Below are 15,482 nucleotides of genomic sequence, written 5' to 3' on the forward strand. Positions count from 1 at the left end.
GCGCAAAGACATGATCTTTCGTCCAATAGCTAAAAAAGAAAAACAAAACCCCTTTTCTAAGAGAAAAGGGGTTTTTAGGATTTATCTCATCACCCAGCCAAGAGCTAAGGAGCCTTCGCCTAGATGAGTGCCGATTACAGCACCAAAATAGCTTTTATAAAATTCAACATGAGGATATTTTTCTGATAAGTGCGCAATTAAATCGTCTACTTCTTCTTCTCTATTACCATGTATCACTGTTGCTCTCATCGGGACACCGCGTGATGCATCTTCGTCAAATAATTCAAACATACGTGAAATGGCTTTTTTCCGTGTACGAATCTTCTCAAAAGGGACAATTAGCTTGTTGTCAAAATGCAGTATAGGCTTTACCTTTAAGAGGCTCCCAATAAAAGCCTGAGCACCATTTAATCTGCCGCCTCTTTGTAAATGAGTTAAATCGTCTACCATAAAATAAGCTCTCTGATGCTCTTTCAGGTAATTGAGATGGGCTAACACTTCTTCTAGAGAAGCACCAGCTTGGATTTTTTCAGCAGCTTCTATCACATAAAAACCTTGCGCCATACAGCTAGTTTCTGTATCAAACGGATAAATATCAATTCCGTCAACTAGGTCATTTGCTGAGGCTGCACTATTATATGTTCCACTAATTCCGCTAGAAAGGTGAATACTAATCACGGCATCGTATGTTTCACTTAGTTTTTCATATAATTCTATTAGTTCACCGAAAGCAGGCTGAGAGGTGGTTGGAAGGTCTTTATGCTTTTTGACTTCTTCATAATATGTCTTCCAATCCATTTCTATTTCTTCACGGTATGATTCGTTGCCAAAAATGACATTAAGAGGGATCATATGAATATGATGTTTATCACGCAGCTCTTGTGGTATATAAGCAGTACTGTCTGTTACAACGGCTATTTTCATTCTTAAATACCTTCCTTATCCGTTAAGTTGCTCTTTTTTATTTTTAAAGAATATTCATTGTGTTTCATTAGATTTATAATAGTAATCAAAAAAGCCTGCCTAATCAATAGGCAAGCCCGTTATATCCGAAAAAGACTCCTTATCTACCTATCATTTCTCTCCAATTAACATGTGAGAGAATCAAAAACAGGCGAAAAAGGAGTACTTGTCCGGAATATTATCTCATTTCTACCCAGCCGTTCTTAATTGCTACAACAACAGCTTGTGTACGGTCGTTTACATTCATTTTTTGTAAAATGTTACTCACGTGGTTTTTGACTGTTTTCTCACTAATAAAGAGCGACTCACCAATTCCTCTATTGCTCTTTCCGTCAGCTAACATTTGAAGTACTTCGCACTCACGTCTCGTTAAGATATGAAGTGGTCTCCGAATTTCAGGATATACTTCATGCTGCGGATGTGCTGAAACGCCGCTAGTCGCTAGGCGCCGGAATTCATTTACTAAGTTATGAGTAACTTTCGGATGTAAATAAGATCCTCCGTCAGCTACGACTTTCACTGCTTCAATGAGCGTGTCTGCATCCATTTCTTTTAACAGGTAACCTCTTGCTCCTGTTTTTAATGCATGTGTCACATAGTTTTCATCGTCATGAATAGATAGAATAATGACTTTTGATTCGGGATAAAGCTCAACTAGCTGCTTTGTAGCCTCTACACCATTTACATTCGGCATATTAATGTCCATAATGACAACATCCGGATGATAGTGTTCTACGATACGTGCAGCTTCGTCACCGTCGTCTCCTTCTGCAACTACTTCAAAAGTAGGTTCAAAATCTAAAATCCGTTTGACACCTTCACGGAATAATTGGTGATCATCAATAATTACAATATTTACTTTAGTCACAAGCTACGCCTCCCCATGTTTATTGTTCTACACCTGAACTTTATGGTCAATATGTCTTTTGTCTCTATTTTACAATTTTATTTTGCAATGTTAATGGCACGCGAATCATGATGAATGTCCCTAGACCTATTTTTGAGTCTATGGTCATTTTACCTTCAAGTAAGTCTACGCGTTCTTTCATGCCAAGTAAACCGAAGGATTTGTTTTTGTTTGTTTTCACATCTTTCATATCAAAGCCTTTTCCATCGTCTTTGATAATTAACGTGACAAAGTCTTTCGTCACTTCTACTTTTACAGAGATTTCTTCAGCTTCGGAATGCTTCAATGAATTTGTGACAGCTTCTTGGGCTAGTCTAAACAGTGCCACTTCGAATTGAGAAGCAATTCTTTCATTTTCTGTATCCCCTAGGCATTGGAACGTGATCTTGGTTTTTCCATCATACTCTTCGATTGTGTTTAAATATTTTCTTAGCGTCGGAATGAGACCCAAATCATCTAAAGCCATTGGTCTTAAATCATAAATGATTCTTCTCACTTCGTACAGAGCATTTCGCACATTCTGTCTGAGACTTCTAATTTCTTTAAAGCCTTCTTCTGTCCCACGATCTCTGAAAATCCGTTCAATTAATTCAGAGCGCATCATCACGTTTGCCAGCATCTGGGCCGGACCGTCATGAATTTCACGGGATACCCTTTTACGTTCTTCTTCTTGGGCTTCAATAATTCTAAGTCCAAAATCTTGTTTTGCTTGAGCATCTTCAAGTAACACGCCAACTTGGCGTAAGTCCTGGTTGAGATAGTTGAGAACCACTGTGATCTGGCTCACAAGCGTTTCAGAGCGTTCAATGACGTCTTGCAGGCTTAACAATCGTCTTTCCAGATCGTCTCTTCTTTCTCTCAGCTGCTTTTCGCGCTGCTGGATCATGGTGAGTTCCACTTGCAGATTATGTGCTTTTTCGTAGGCCTCCCGTATTTCTTCTTCGCTAAATTTGTTGAAGTTTCTGCTGACCTCAGATAAACGATTTCTAGCATGTCTCGTATGGACTTCTAGTTTATCCCCAAAATCAATTACTTCGTTTACTTGCTGTTTGATTTGCTTCAACTCTTCTACAAGGCTTTCATATTGTTGACGGGACTGTTCGCCTATCCTAAATACTTCGTCCTTGCTGCCATCAACTGTACTTAGCATTTTCATGATGATTGAATCCAATAATTTCGGATCCATTTTAGGTGTTGTCATGGCTTTTCCCTCCCGTAACAGTGATGTCATCTTTTTTTATTATAAATGTCATTGATCTGCATTTTATGTCGAATTATAATGAAAGAATGCGTATAAATCATGAAGTTTTTATGACGACCCTTTTTCTACCCCTATCATCATAACAAAATACGCTGTAAAATTCTAAAACCAATGCAAATTTTCTCTAGTCTTACAATTTGCTTTTCAGGAGGGTATGTCTTTTGCTGAATCGCTATCTTACAGTAAAAAGCCGTGGCGAGCATGAGATCGTCATTGAAAAATCACGTTTTATTTGTCATATACAGCGTGCTGTCTCAGAAGAAGAAGCACAAGCATTTATACAATCCATTAAAAAACAACATTGGAATGCCACACATAATTGTTCTGCCTATCTCATTGGAGAACATGACCTGATTCAAAAAGCGAATGATGATGGTGAACCAAGTGGTACAGCAGGTGTGCCAATGCTTGAAGTGTTAAAAAAACGGAAGCTGAAAGATACAGTCGTAGTAGTCACTCGTTATTTCGGCGGTATTAAGCTAGGCGCCGGTGGTTTGATTCGTGCCTACGGAAAATCTGTATCAGAAGCCATCAACCATGTTGGAATGGTAGAGCGCTGTTTAATGCGTACGATGCACACAACAATAGATTATACATGGCTTGGAAAGGTAGAGAATGAGCTTAGAGCCTCATCTTTTCAGCTAAAAGAAATTCATTATACAGAAGATGTTATTTTTGAGACGTATGTAGAAGAAACACAAACAGAGCAGTTCATCGAATGGATGACTGAGCTGACAAATGGAAAAAGTGTTACAAAAGAAGGCAAACTGATTTATTTAGAAAAGGACATTGGTCCGATAAAGGAGACAGATGAATGGCACAACGAGTAAAAGTGCGTGTACGAAAGAAAAAGAGTAAGAAGAAGAGAGTTTTCAAACGTATCCTGGTCTTATTTTTGCTTCTTATCATCTGCATGGGCGGATTTGCAGTCTATAAAATAGTCAATACACTTCAAGCCGCTGACAAAACATATGATGAACTAGACCGCGGAGAGAAATCGAAGCTTCGAGATGCGGTCATTGATATTAAAAAGAAGCCCTTCTCTGTGCTATTTGTCGGAATTGAGGATTATGCCACAGATGGTGATCATGGCCGTTCAGATTCACTTATTGTCGCAACAATTAACCCTCAAGACAAAACGATGAAAATGGTTAGTATCCCTCGTGACACACGCGTACAGCTTGCAAGTGACACGACAGGAAGTAAAGAAAAGATCAATGCAGCATATGCTAAAGGCGGTAAAGACGAAACGATCGAAACTGTCGAACAATTCTTGAATATTCCGATTGATAAATATGCGACCGTTGATTTTGACGGATTCAAGGATGTCATTGATGAAGTCGGTGGAATTGATATCGATGTTCCATTTGACTTCAATGAAAAAAGTGATGTGAAAAAATCGAAAAAGATTTATTTCAAAAAAGGCAATATGCATTTAAACGGGGAAGAAGCACTTGCTTACGCACGGATGAGAAAACAAGATCCACGCGGTGATTTTGGACGTAATGATCGTCAGAAACAAATTTTACGTGCAATGATTGATCAAATGTCGAAGCCAAATAACATTGCGAACGTCGATAATATCGCCAAAGAAGTCAGTGATCACATTTCAACCAACTTCCGTATCACAGAAGGTCTAGCGCTTCAGCAAATCTACGGCGGGTTTAAGGGAGACGACACAGAAACACTTTCTATTAAAGGGTCAGATCTTTATTTAGGACCAAATCGAACGTATTACTTTGAGCCAGATCAAACCAATCTAGCTAACGTACAAAATGAATTACGGACGCATTTAAAGCTTCCTGCTGAATCTTCGACTGAAACAGGATCAAGTGATACAACTAATCCTTCCAGCACAACAGGCCAATAAAAAACAGCCCAGTTCCTAGGAACGGGCTGTTTTTTATTGTCTTTTGACCATTCGTTTATAGAATTTCGTAAATGGTTTGAACTCTTCGTTGACCAAACCCGTGACTTCCGCAATCACTTGCATAAACATCACCAGTAAAAAGATAATGATGAGCGATAACCAAAGGGTCGCGCTTGTCAGCAAAATCGCACTTAAGCTAAAGACTAACCCAATCATGTAAATCACGATGACAGCCATGCGATGGGACAAGCCAAAGGCCATTAGTCTGTGATGAATATGAGATTTGTCCGGTGATGAAATCGGCTGTTTGTTTAATATGCGTCTAATGATTGCAAAGGTCGTATCAAATATAGGAACACCTAGAATGATCACAGGAACGACAACACTAAACAAAGTGACACTTTTGTATAGCCCTAAAAGTGACAGCACCGAGATCATATAGCCTAAAAATAGCGAACCGGTATCTCCCATAAAAATCTTCGCCGGATGAAAGTTGTAAAAGAGAAAGCCGATCGTACTGCCAATGACGACAAGAGATAAAGAAAGAATCAGAATCTTATCAGCGGAAAATGCCATCACTGCAATCGTTGTTAAACCGATGACAGAAATACCGGCAGCTAGTCCATCAAGGCCGTCAATTAAATTAATGGCATTTGTGATGCCCACAATCCATAGCACGGTGAGGGGATATGCCATCCAACCTAACTCAATTCGATCTGTTAAAAAAGGAACAGAGAAGAAGTCCATTTTTAAGCCCGTGCTCACAATCAAACAAGCAACAAGAACTTGTACGAGAAATTTAAATTTTGCACTTAAATTATATTTATCATCAAATATACCTAAAATGACGATGAGTACGGCACCAACTGAAATTGCTGTAATTTTATTATGTAGAAACAGCCCGCCTGCTAATGCTCCAGCCGCTACTCCAATAAAAATTGCCAAACCACCCATTCGAGGCATTACTTTATCATGAACTTTTCGTTTATTCGGCTGGTCCACTGCACCAATCTTAATTGCAAACTTTTTGACGATTGGTGTCACAATTAAAACTGTAGCCAGAGAGACAAAAAACGCTAATAAGGCGCGTTCGTAATCCATAGGTCAGTCTCCTTCTAAATTGAAATCTGTATTTTGTATATTGGCCGCTCTTTCCATTATACAATTGAATAGAGGATGATCACAACCTCCCCCGGTGATGAAACAAATAAAAACGCACAATCCCGAATGAATTATGCGTTTTCTTTAATATTCGTTAGTTCTACCATGTTTGTGAACAGCGCGTGCCAATCTTTTTTCTTCGCTCGGCTTTGTCTTAGATGTCTATAGCTTGTGTCATCTTTTTTGCTGATCACTTTTAGGCAGGCTTCTACGAAGAGCGCAGGATCATCGCCCTCTAAATATTCATACACATCCTTCTCTTTTAGCCTTTCCGTTGATGGGAGATTTAAACCGACAACCGGTATTCCAGCGGCTAAAAATTCATAAAGCTTGAGAGGGAACACCGCTTGATTGTAAGGGGATTGTTTGTATGGCATCATCCCTACATCAATCAGCTTCATATAAGCAGGCACTTCTTCTGGAGCAACAGCACCTATCCAAATCACATTAGGCAGTTTGAGTGCATGCTGAAAAGATGGATCTCCATTCGTTCCATCCGGACCGACAAATAAAAATGTCCAATCAGGCCGCATACGAGCAGCTTCAGCCATCATGTCAAAATCGAGCTTTGGCTTAATTCCTCCGATAAAACCAAGCACGGTCCCTTCTCTTCCTTCCAGCACATCTTCTTTACAAGGAAGATTGCTTTTCGCAAACACATCATATTCGACGCCATTTTCCACCGTAAACACATCTTTTGGTTCTCCCATAAGACGTTTTTTGATTTGATCGTGTAAATATTGAGAAGAGCATGTAATGCTGTGTGCATATTTAATGATCCGATTTTCTGCTTTGACAATGACACGCTGCCTCATATAAGAAAGAATGTTATGGTTGCCGCTTATTGGCTCTCCCCACAGGTCACTGCAATCATAGACAATATGTTTCCATTCAAATAAAGAAGATAAGAGCGGAAAGCCCGGAAACGTATACCACAAACAAACGGCGATCCCCTTCTTTTCCTCCTGCCGCAAATGTTCAAGAAGAGGGGATAATTTATGAATATAGAACATGTCTTGATATCGGCCAAAGCGAAATAATTTGCTCTTGAGCACATCAGGAATGGTCAATTGCTTCATTCGATCTGTTATGGGCTGAAAGGGAGCTGTATGACGAGATGATGACGGGCATACCCAGATGACCTCTTTTGTTTCTGGATCAGATGCTAGAAATTCGGCCAGCCGATGCCGTCTGTACCTCAGTCCGTCCTGTCCCCATTCTCCCGTCGCTACGACAACATGTATGATCGAGTCTGCTTTCACCTTTATCACCTTTTTTCCCTTCTGTTTATAAGCGCTTCTTCACAGCATTTGTCGCATAGTGCATAAAACACCAAGACGCTTTGACAAAATGAAGCTGCTCAATTTCTCTGTAGACAAACCACGTTTTTTTCGCTGCTTTCCACTTGTTACTAGAGATGGAGTTCCCAACGATGCGATATTCACTGAGCGGTTCACTCATACCATAGGCTGTAAATCCTCTTTTTAGTATAGACAGCCATGTAGCTAAATCCTGCCTTGTACGAATGTTCGGCATCTCCACATGTCCTACCTTTTGAAGATCAAGCATGACCGTTAAACAGCCGATAATGGTGTTTTTCAGGGCTTCATTATAGTCTAATCTCGCTGGCGCAGTGACGGTTTTCTCTAATGGTTCTCCGTTTTCTGCAATGATGTCATATGCCGTAAATGTAAAGGCATAATCATTTGTCAGCATGAAGTCTACCTGTTTTTCAAGCTTCGTCTCTTTCCACATATCATCGCTGTCTAAAAAAGCGATAAAGCGTCCCTTTGCCTGTTTGATGGCTGCGTTTCTAGCAATGGCGGCTCCCCCATTTTCCTCTAAATAAATGACGTTGATTCTGTCGTCCGCTTGACTTAAATCCCCTAATAGCTTTCTAGTTCCATCTGTAGAACAATCATCTGCAATGATCAGCTCCCAATTGGAATAGGTTTGGGCAAGGACGGAATGAACTGTATCCGTTAAATAACGTTCCGCATTATACGCCGGTGTAATGATGGATACTAACGGTTGATTGTTCACCTAAGACTCATCTCCAGTTCATTATTAAGATTCTTTGAACACTTCGGGTAAGACCACAAACATGAGCGAGATGCTAAAGCCAATGACAAGCCCAAGCAGTGCCCGTTTTTTGGCTGACATGCCTTTATTGCCCTCATCAAGTACTTGGGCAGGATCGACAATCTTTGCCTGCTTCATTCCAAGCTTTGTTGACTCCAATTCATATAAGAATCGTTCTTTATCGACTTTGGAATCATTGCTGACCGATTCGTCTTCAAGAGCAGCTAATCTATTTTCGATGACCTGCTGTCTTTTTGTGAATAATGCTTTGTCTTGCTTGAGAAATGTATCCGACACCTGCTTCACAACAGCCAAAGCACGATCCTTATCGGCATCCGTGAAAGAAAGCTGTAATTGTGTATCCGATTGATTGGTAAGAATAAGACGCGTTTTCACATCCTGTCTTTCTTCTTCTTTCACATCACTTAGTGCTTCATTTAGAAATGCATCGCTTTTTAATAGAGATGTCACTTCTGCCATATTGTTATACACCCCATCATCATATTTACCGAGAGTGAGGGTAACAGCAGCTGTATAACTAGACTGCTGCGTCGTTCCTTTAGCAAAAAAGAAACCAAAGGCGCCTAATACGACTGGCAGCAGTATGAGCCATACGATGTACCTTTTGATTCGCTTCCCTATCCTAGATATGAAACCAGACATGTTCATTCTCCCAACATTGACGTATTTGCTCTTTCACTAGTGTAGCCATACAAACAGAGCATCACACACGGTTTACCACAGCTTGAGTCGTTGTTTGTTTTTCAGCATATTCACCGCTGCGATCACCAGTCCTAAAAATACCCAGTGGAAATATAAATTCGAGACGGAGCTAGGACTGATACTTGAAACGAGAAAGCTCAGCATGGCTGCAAACAACCCCTCAATGATCATTTTTGCCGATCTTGTGTCAGCCCATTGGTATTGTTTGTACAGTGTGAACATGAGATAGGCGTATAGTGAGATATAGCCCACCATGACTGCAAACCCAAAGTTCGTCATCAATTCCAGCAGCCAATTGTGCACTTCTACGACCTGATCTGTATCAAAGATCGAAAAGTGAGCTAAGTAGTAAGACACATTCCCCGCTCCAACTCCGAATCCGTATGAATTCGTAAAGAAGTGCCAAGCATTTTTGATTAAATTCGCTCTCGCAATGTTAGACGGGAGGGGTTCACTAAAAGAATGCGCGACCTGAGAAGCGAGAAACAAGTCATAAAAAACTGAATAAATCTTAGCTGAAAAGACTGCGATACCGATGACGACAAGTCCGCTTGCTGCAATGATTGACCACTTTTTGAGAAAACGCGGGAGCAGCAGCCACACATAGATCGCCACTCCTGCTAATATCCCAAGCAGACTAGCGCGGGATTCGGTTAACAAAATGAGATACAGCGCGGCAATTGCACCTAATAATCCAAATGCTTTGATATAACCGTTTTTCATTTGACGCATGAATGCTAGGTATAAGAAGAAACTAATCGATAAAAACGTTGCAAAGTCATTCTGATTAAAAAAGACAGATGTAGGATAGTGCTGTTTATACGCTGGCCCTAGATACAATGAGGTATTCGGTAAATGGTTCAATGTAAAGTGGTTATAGAACCCAATCCCCATCACAAACACAGTCATGACCAGCCAAATGCTATAAAAGGTCACTACTTGGTCCATTCGCTGAATATACATGACGACAAGAAAGACAAATCCCATCCCCATTGCAAGAAGGGACATATACTTCAGGCCGTCTGTGACTGAATGAGCCCAAAGCAGTGAGATAAGCCCGTAAAGAAACCATGCAGCGAAAAAACCAAGCATACCTTTGACACGAATCTGCTGCCACTGAGATATGTACGTACCCTTATCTCTCATCCGCCATATGAATAAAGCAAAAGCGGCGATGAGCATGATACGGTAGAGAAAAAGACTAAAGAATCCTGCACTAATAGAAAAGAAAGCGTTGTTGAGAAAGGTCAATGTAATCAATAGATAGATGACTGACATGAAGAGTTGCTCACCATTCATGTACAGCTTCATCAACACGAGAGCAGCCGATAGGATCAGAAGTATAACCGGAACAGCCACCATCTTCTTTAACCCGACGGGCTGCGAGGATGCCAATTGTACAAGCCCGATCCCTGCTGCAAACAAAATACATCCAATCATGATTTGCCATGCTGTTTGTTTCACACTCATACCCATTATCCTCCTAAGCAACCCATCCGATTTGAGCGATTAAGCCTTGACCTCCTGTTCATAGTAGGAAATGGTACGAGCCAAACCTTCCTGTAAACTCACAACAGGCTCCCATGCTAAGACTTGTTTCGTTTCCTCATTTGCCAATGTACTATGCACAATATCTCCTGCACGCTGCGGCTTGTAAATTGGTTCAAGATGCGACCTCGTCACTCGCTTCATCGTTTGAAACAGCTCATTCACAGTGATCGAATCCCCACATGAAATATTTAAACAAACGTTTGATTGAGCTGTTAAAGCCGCAACATTCGCTGCTGCTAGATCACCTACATAGATGAAATCTCTTGTTTGTTCCCCGTCTCCAAAAATGAAAGGAGCCTCATCCTTTGCAAACTTATCAGAGAAAATAGAGACAACCCCGCCTTCGCCAAGTGCGTCTTGTCGCGGACCATAAACATTGCTATACCGAAGAATACAATAGTCCACATCATACAATGTTTTTGCCATTTCTAAGTACCGCTCTACTGTGAGCTTTGATAAACCATACGGCGAATCAGGCTTTAACCGGTGAGCGGTGTCTACTGGCAGATACACAGGATCTCCATAGACAGCTGCCGATGAGGCAAATACCACTTTCTTGACACCAGCCTCTGAAGCCGCTTTGATCACATGCAGTGATCCTTTAATATTCACTTCTTGATCATATATATAATCATTGACAGATACTGCGACACTTACTTGTGCAGCAAGATGAATGATGTAGTCTGGTGCGATTTGTTTAATGATTTCAACCACTTCTGGTTTTGTTACATCCTCTTCAATACATGGAACAGATAAATGTGCAATATTTTCCTTCCTACCTGTTGAAAAGTTATCAAGCACGATGGCCTCATATCCTTTTTTTATTAATTTTTCAACAGTATGTGAACCTATAAATCCACTACCTCCAGTAACCAGTACTTTCTTCATCCAAGTTCCTCCTAAAAATCAAGCTTCTAATAACATCTTAACATCCTGTACATGTGGACGGCCGATCGAAAGATAAATAAAGCCGTTTTTTCTCATTTGTTCTGGTTCAAATATATTACGTCCATCAATGATCACTGGACGTTGAAGCAGTCTTCTGACTTTCTCCATATCCATTTTTAATACTTCTTCCCATTCAGTCAAGATTAAACATGCATCTGAATGCTCTATTGTTTGATATAGGTTGTCACTGAATATCGTTTGGTTTCCAAGGATCTTCTTCGCTTCTAAGTGAGCAATTGGATCATACGCTTTTACATAAGCTCCTAGATCTTGCAGCATTGGAATAATATCAAGAGCAGGTGAGGATCTTAAATCATTTGTGTTAGGTTTAAATGCCAATCCTAATACAGAGATCGTTTTCCCTTTGATATCACCATAGACATCCATCAATTTCTTTACGAGATAGGCTCGTTGATGTGTATTTGTTTCGACAACAGATTCAATTAACTTAAAACGATAGCCTACTGTTTCAGCTATTTTTAATAGCGCCTTGGTATCTTTCGGAAAGCAGGAACCTCCAAACCCGACTCCAGCTTTTAAAAACTTTTGTCCAATTCGGCTATCTAGACCAACACCTTCTGATACTTTCTCAACATCTGCACCCACCCGATCGCAAATATTGGCAATATCATTGATAAAAGAAATTTTGGTTGCAAGCATCGCATTTGCTGCGTATTTAATCATCTCTGCACTTTCTAGATTGGTTTCAACCACTACTGTTTGAAATGGTTCATGTAACCCCTTAATGATCTCCGATGCATGAGAGCTTGTAGACCCTATAACCACACGCTCCATATTCATCGTATCTTGGATGGCAGAGCCTTCTCTGAGGAACTCTGGATTGGATACGACATCAAAAGGATATTTACTGCGCGATGCTTTTTCGACAATGGCTTGAACGAGCCGGCCTGTTCCAACGGGCACTGTGCTTTTATTGACGATGATTTTATAGCCATTTAGATGTTCACCAATTGTTTGAGCGACAGCTTTCACGTACGTTAAATCAGCTTCCCCCTGTGCTGTCATCGGTGTCCCTACAGCAATATAGATAATCTCTGATTCCCGGATAGCAGCAGGAATATTGGTTGTAAAAAGCAGTCTTCCTTCTTCTGTATTCGTTTCAATCAATTCCTTTAAACCCGGTTCATAAATGGGAACGACACCACTTTTTAAGCTGTTGATTTTTGATTCATCGATGTCACAGCAGATGACACGATTTCCGATATCAGCAAAACAAGTACCCGATACTAACCCGACATACCCTGTTCCAATCACAGCAATTTTCTTCAACATTTTTCATCCTCTCAGTAAAAGCATATTGTCCGTTCCAAGCTGTTTATCTATCTATCATTCTTTGCACATTTCATCTTGTTTAAACGATGGATCTTGATTGATGAAGTACCTTTTCATACTGCTGTATGAGCTGCTTCGTATTATTTACTGATGAATATTCTGTATGAACGATTTGATACAGATCGCTTTTCACTTGCTCATTCCATCTGTTTTCATAAAGATAGGCGTGAATGGCCTCTTTTAACTGATTTGCCGAATGCGGATCAACGAGCAAGTGTTGATAGCTAGAAAATAAGGTTGGGAGACCACCGACACTTGTCGCAATGACAGGCACTTTTAAAGCGAGCGCCTCCAGAACGACGGTTGGCATTCCTTCACTATAGGATGGGAGTGCAAACAGATCGGCTGCCACCAAATAGTCTTTCACCTGATCATTCGGCACCTGCCCTGGGAGTATAATGGATGCTCCAGCCCGTTCTGTGAGCTCCTTTGCAAGGGGGCCTTTTCCGACAAAAACTGCTTTCACACCATCCATGCCGCTGACAGCATCAGCTAATTCAAGTAAGCCCTTCTCTTTGACTAATCGCCCGACGAAGACAACGAGCTTGTCGTGAAGGGGTAAGCCTAACTTTTGCCTGATGCCTTGTTGATCTTCTTCCGTTTTAGAAAATGACTGGAGTGGAATACCGAGCGGGAGGCATTTTGCTTCTACTTTGGTCATATCATTTGTCTTTTTAGCAAGCTCCTCGCTCACCGTCAGAACAGCAGATGCCTGTTTTACCGCCGTTTCAAAGGCTGCATTTGCCCCTTTGCTATAGCCCGGATACACGTTCACATCACTGCCATGTAAGGTCAAAAGATAAGGAATTTGCGTTTCAGTCTGAATCACAGCCGCCGCTCCGCCAGATGGCATCGCAAAGTGCGCATGGATAAAATCTGGTGACAGCTGGTAACGCTTCATAGCGCCGAGAACAGCAGCCGCTATTCGTTTACTCGGCTGTGCCCATTTTAGCTGTCCAGGGAGCGCTGTATAGTGCGGCCTGTATACGGTCACTCCGTTTCTCACTTCCTGTTCGGGCAGATCTATTTTCTGCCGATAGGACGCCTTCAACATCCGTAAAACCGGTGGGTTGACCGGGTTGGGACAGATGACGGTCACTTGTATTCCTTGTTTGAGCAGCTCCTGCACTTGCGTTTCATGGAATACGCCTTCACTTGGATGTTTTTCACTAGGATATACACTTGTCAGCCATAGCACCTTCATGACGAACGACCTCTTCTCAATAATTTGCCTGCTACCTGCGGATACATTTTGATGAGCAGCAAGCCATACAACGCTGCACTGACACAAATCGTCAGTCCTAATTGAAGTAAAATGTCTGCTGATGTCAGCTTCATCCCTTGATGCAGGGTTACCGCACAGGCGGCCATCAATAGCGTCATAACAGCAGGTTTGCTAAGTGATTTTAAATACACCTTCATATCAAGCTGTATGACATACGCCATGAGCCATCTGCCAACAATAAAGTTGAGCAGGCTGACACCTGAGTAAACCCAAGCTACTGTGAGCAGACTGCCTGTGCTGACACCTGCATATAAGGCGCATCCATACACAAGAAGCATCCCCGTATCCCAATAAAAGGCTAAGTCCGCTCTCCCCTTTGCAAGGAGTATTGACCCGTTTGGATTCATCAGCACACGCAGAAGGCCGACAATGCACAATATATTAAGAACCGGAACAGCTACGAGCCATTTCTCTCCAAACACTACTTCTATAAAGCTATCTGATACGGCAGCAAGACCGATTAATAGTGGAAAGCTAATCAATGCGAGCATATTCGTCATACTGAGGAAGCCCTCTCGCAGCATGGAGTGATCACGCTGGCTTTTTGCGAAAACAGGGAAGGCCACTCTCGTCACAATTGGGTTAATCTTCAACACGGGGATCGTCACGATTTGATACGCCAAGCTATAAATGCCTAACGCTTCCGCTCCCAGAAACCGGCCGATTAAAATCATGTCTATGTTCGATCCCGCTCGATTGACCAGTCTCGATGCGAGCTGGAATGCACCGAATGAGAAAAATTCTTTCACTTCTCCTAATGCAAAAACAGGTGCTGGGCGCCACTTCTTCCAATAAGCTGCGGCATACATAAGCCCTTTTCCTGATTGCAGCAGCACTTGAGAAATGACATAGGCAACAATCGGATTGATGAAGAAGGCCAAAGCGAGTAAAACAATCAGCGATATGATAGTTGTAATGGCTTCAATGGCACTTAATGTTTTAAAGGCTAGGTCTTTTTGCATCATGTATTGGTATTGCTGGCCAATAGGAGCAATCAGAAACATAATCGATAATAGTTTCAGCAACCCCTCCAGCTCTGGCCGGTTATAAAAGGCGGCAATCATTGGGCTTACTAGAATGAGTAAACAGAATAAGACAACTCCAGTGAGTAAGTTGATCCAATATAATGTAGATAATTGACGTTCTGTTGTTTGTTCCTTTTGGATGATCGCTGCCCCGATCCCTAGATCAAGTAAAATCTGCGTAAATATGGTGACAGTTGTGATCATGCCAACGAGTCCAAACTCCTTCAGTGACATCACGTTCCCTAAAAAGGCGAACTGTGCAATTTGGATGATCGTAATGATGAATGCGGACAAGCTTGTCCATTTTGCCCCGCCTAGCATGCGTTTTTTCATACTTGCCATTTCTCTTCCCT

14 protein-coding genes are annotated in these 15,482 nt (G+C 41.4%); 2 read left to right on the forward strand and 12 right to left on the reverse strand.

The window, feature by feature from the left end:
* Positions 1 to 81 precede the first annotated feature (81 nt).
* The 3 genes from MHH68_RS16125 to MHH68_RS16135 form a co-directional block, all read right to left on the reverse strand.
* On the reverse strand, positions 82 to 924 hold the full coding sequence (locus tag MHH68_RS16125; protein ID WP_058013557.1) for a DegV family protein: 843 nt from the start codon (positions 922 to 924) through the stop codon (positions 82 to 84).
* 217 nt (positions 925 to 1,141) lie between these two features.
* Positions 1,142 to 1,831, reverse strand: a complete 690-nt coding sequence (gene degU / locus MHH68_RS16130; protein WP_008348273.1) for a two-component system response regulator DegU — start codon at positions 1,829 to 1,831, stop codon at positions 1,142 to 1,144.
* Positions 1,832 to 1,895: 64 nt separating this feature from the next.
* Positions 1,896 to 3,071 carry a sensor histidine kinase gene (locus MHH68_RS16135; protein ID WP_024719243.1) on the reverse strand — a complete coding sequence of 392 codons (1,176 nt, stop codon included), beginning with the start codon at positions 3,069 to 3,071 and terminating at the stop codon, positions 1,896 to 1,898.
* Positions 3,072 to 3,292: 221 nt separating this feature from the next.
* On the opposite strand from MHH68_RS16135, the gene MHH68_RS16140 reads away from it, so the two are divergent.
* Positions 3,293 to 3,961: a YigZ family protein gene (locus tag MHH68_RS16140; RefSeq protein ID WP_339164090.1), complete on the forward strand. Its 669-nt coding sequence runs from the start codon at positions 3,293 to 3,295 to the stop codon at positions 3,959 to 3,961.
* Positions 3,946 to 5,001, forward strand: a complete 1,056-nt coding sequence (locus MHH68_RS16145) for an LCP family protein (protein WP_339164092.1) — start codon at positions 3,946 to 3,948, stop codon at positions 4,999 to 5,001. The genes MHH68_RS16140 and MHH68_RS16145 overlap by 16 nt, the downstream gene beginning before the upstream one ends.
* A gap of 33 nt (positions 5,002 to 5,034) precedes the next feature.
* On the opposite strand, the gene MHH68_RS16150 is transcribed toward MHH68_RS16145, so the two are convergent.
* From MHH68_RS16150 to MHH68_RS16190, 9 genes are all read right to left on the reverse strand, one after another.
* A complete protein-coding gene (locus MHH68_RS16150) occupies positions 5,035 to 6,102 on the reverse strand; it encodes an MraY family glycosyltransferase (RefSeq protein WP_058013554.1) in 1,068 nt (355 codons plus the stop codon).
* Positions 6,103 to 6,233: 131 nt separating this feature from the next.
* The gene (locus MHH68_RS16155; RefSeq protein ID WP_339165816.1) at positions 6,234 to 7,424 is read right to left on the reverse strand and encodes a glycosyltransferase; all 1,191 of its coding nucleotides are present in this window, start codon (positions 7,422 to 7,424) and stop codon (positions 6,234 to 6,236) included.
* Between the two features lie 25 nt (positions 7,425 to 7,449).
* On the reverse strand, positions 7,450 to 8,205 hold the full coding sequence (locus MHH68_RS16160; RefSeq protein WP_050944347.1) for a glycosyltransferase family 2 protein: 756 nt from the start codon (positions 8,203 to 8,205) through the stop codon (positions 7,450 to 7,452).
* 24 nt (positions 8,206 to 8,229) lie between these two features.
* Positions 8,230 to 8,907, reverse strand: a complete 678-nt coding sequence (locus MHH68_RS16165) for a hypothetical protein (protein ID WP_339164096.1) — start codon at positions 8,905 to 8,907, stop codon at positions 8,230 to 8,232.
* Between the two features lie 72 nt (positions 8,908 to 8,979).
* Positions 8,980 to 10,437 (reverse strand): O-antigen ligase family protein, encoded by a 1,458-nt coding sequence (locus tag MHH68_RS16170; protein WP_339164098.1) that lies wholly within the window; start codon positions 10,435 to 10,437, stop codon positions 8,980 to 8,982.
* 39 nt (positions 10,438 to 10,476) lie between these two features.
* On the reverse strand, positions 10,477 to 11,406 hold the full coding sequence (locus tag MHH68_RS16175) for an NAD-dependent epimerase/dehydratase family protein (protein WP_339164101.1): 930 nt from the start codon (positions 11,404 to 11,406) through the stop codon (positions 10,477 to 10,479).
* Between the two features lie 18 nt (positions 11,407 to 11,424).
* Positions 11,425 to 12,759, reverse strand: coding sequence for a UDP-glucose/GDP-mannose dehydrogenase family protein (locus MHH68_RS16180; RefSeq protein ID WP_339164104.1), 1,335 nt, complete (start codon positions 12,757 to 12,759; stop codon positions 11,425 to 11,427).
* Positions 12,760 to 12,838: 79 nt separating this feature from the next.
* Complete coding sequence (locus MHH68_RS16185; protein ID WP_339164105.1) at positions 12,839 to 14,023, reverse strand: glycosyltransferase; 1,185 nt, start codon at positions 14,021 to 14,023, stop codon at positions 12,839 to 12,841.
* A complete protein-coding gene (locus MHH68_RS16190) occupies positions 14,020 to 15,471 on the reverse strand; it encodes an MOP flippase family protein (RefSeq protein ID WP_268497494.1) in 1,452 nt (483 codons plus the stop codon). The genes MHH68_RS16185 and MHH68_RS16190 overlap by 4 nt, the downstream gene beginning before the upstream one ends.
* Between the last annotated feature and the right edge of the window lie 11 nt (positions 15,472 to 15,482).

Source organism: Bacillus sp. FSL K6-2841 (genome assembly GCF_037976435.1).
Taxonomy (GTDB): Bacteria; Bacillota; Bacilli; order Bacillales; family Bacillaceae; genus Bacillus; species Bacillus pumilus.

Excerpts from the sequence above, each read along its gene's own strand:
- MHH68_RS16125 (WP_058013557.1), bottom strand. The coding sequence starts at position 924 with ATGAAAATAGCCGTTGTAACAGACAGTACTGCTTATATACCACAAGAG.
- MHH68_RS16135 (WP_024719243.1), bottom strand. The coding sequence starts at position 3,071 with ATGACAACACCTAAAATGGATCCGAAATTATTGGATTCAATCATCATG.
- MHH68_RS16145 (WP_339164092.1), top strand. The coding sequence starts at position 3,946 with ATGGCACAACGAGTAAAAGTGCGTGTACGAAAGAAAAAGAGTAAGAAG.
- MHH68_RS16150 (WP_058013554.1), bottom strand. The coding sequence starts at position 6,102 with ATGGATTACGAACGCGCCTTATTAGCGTTTTTTGTCTCTCTGGCTACA.
- MHH68_RS16165 (WP_339164096.1), bottom strand. The coding sequence starts at position 8,907 with ATGTCTGGTTTCATATCTAGGATAGGGAAGCGAATCAAAAGGTACATC.
- MHH68_RS16170 (WP_339164098.1), bottom strand. The coding sequence starts at position 10,437 with ATGAGTGTGAAACAAACAGCATGGCAAATCATGATTGGATGTATTTTG.
- MHH68_RS16175 (WP_339164101.1), bottom strand. The coding sequence starts at position 11,406 with ATGAAGAAAGTACTGGTTACTGGAGGTAGTGGATTTATAGGTTCACAT.
- MHH68_RS16180 (WP_339164104.1), bottom strand. The coding sequence starts at position 12,759 with ATGTTGAAGAAAATTGCTGTGATTGGAACAGGGTATGTCGGGTTAGTA.
- MHH68_RS16185 (WP_339164105.1), bottom strand. The coding sequence starts at position 14,023 with ATGAAGGTGCTATGGCTGACAAGTGTATATCCTAGTGAAAAACATCCA.
- MHH68_RS16190 (WP_268497494.1), bottom strand. The coding sequence starts at position 15,471 with ATGGCAAGTATGAAAAAACGCATGCTAGGCGGGGCAAAATGGACAAGC.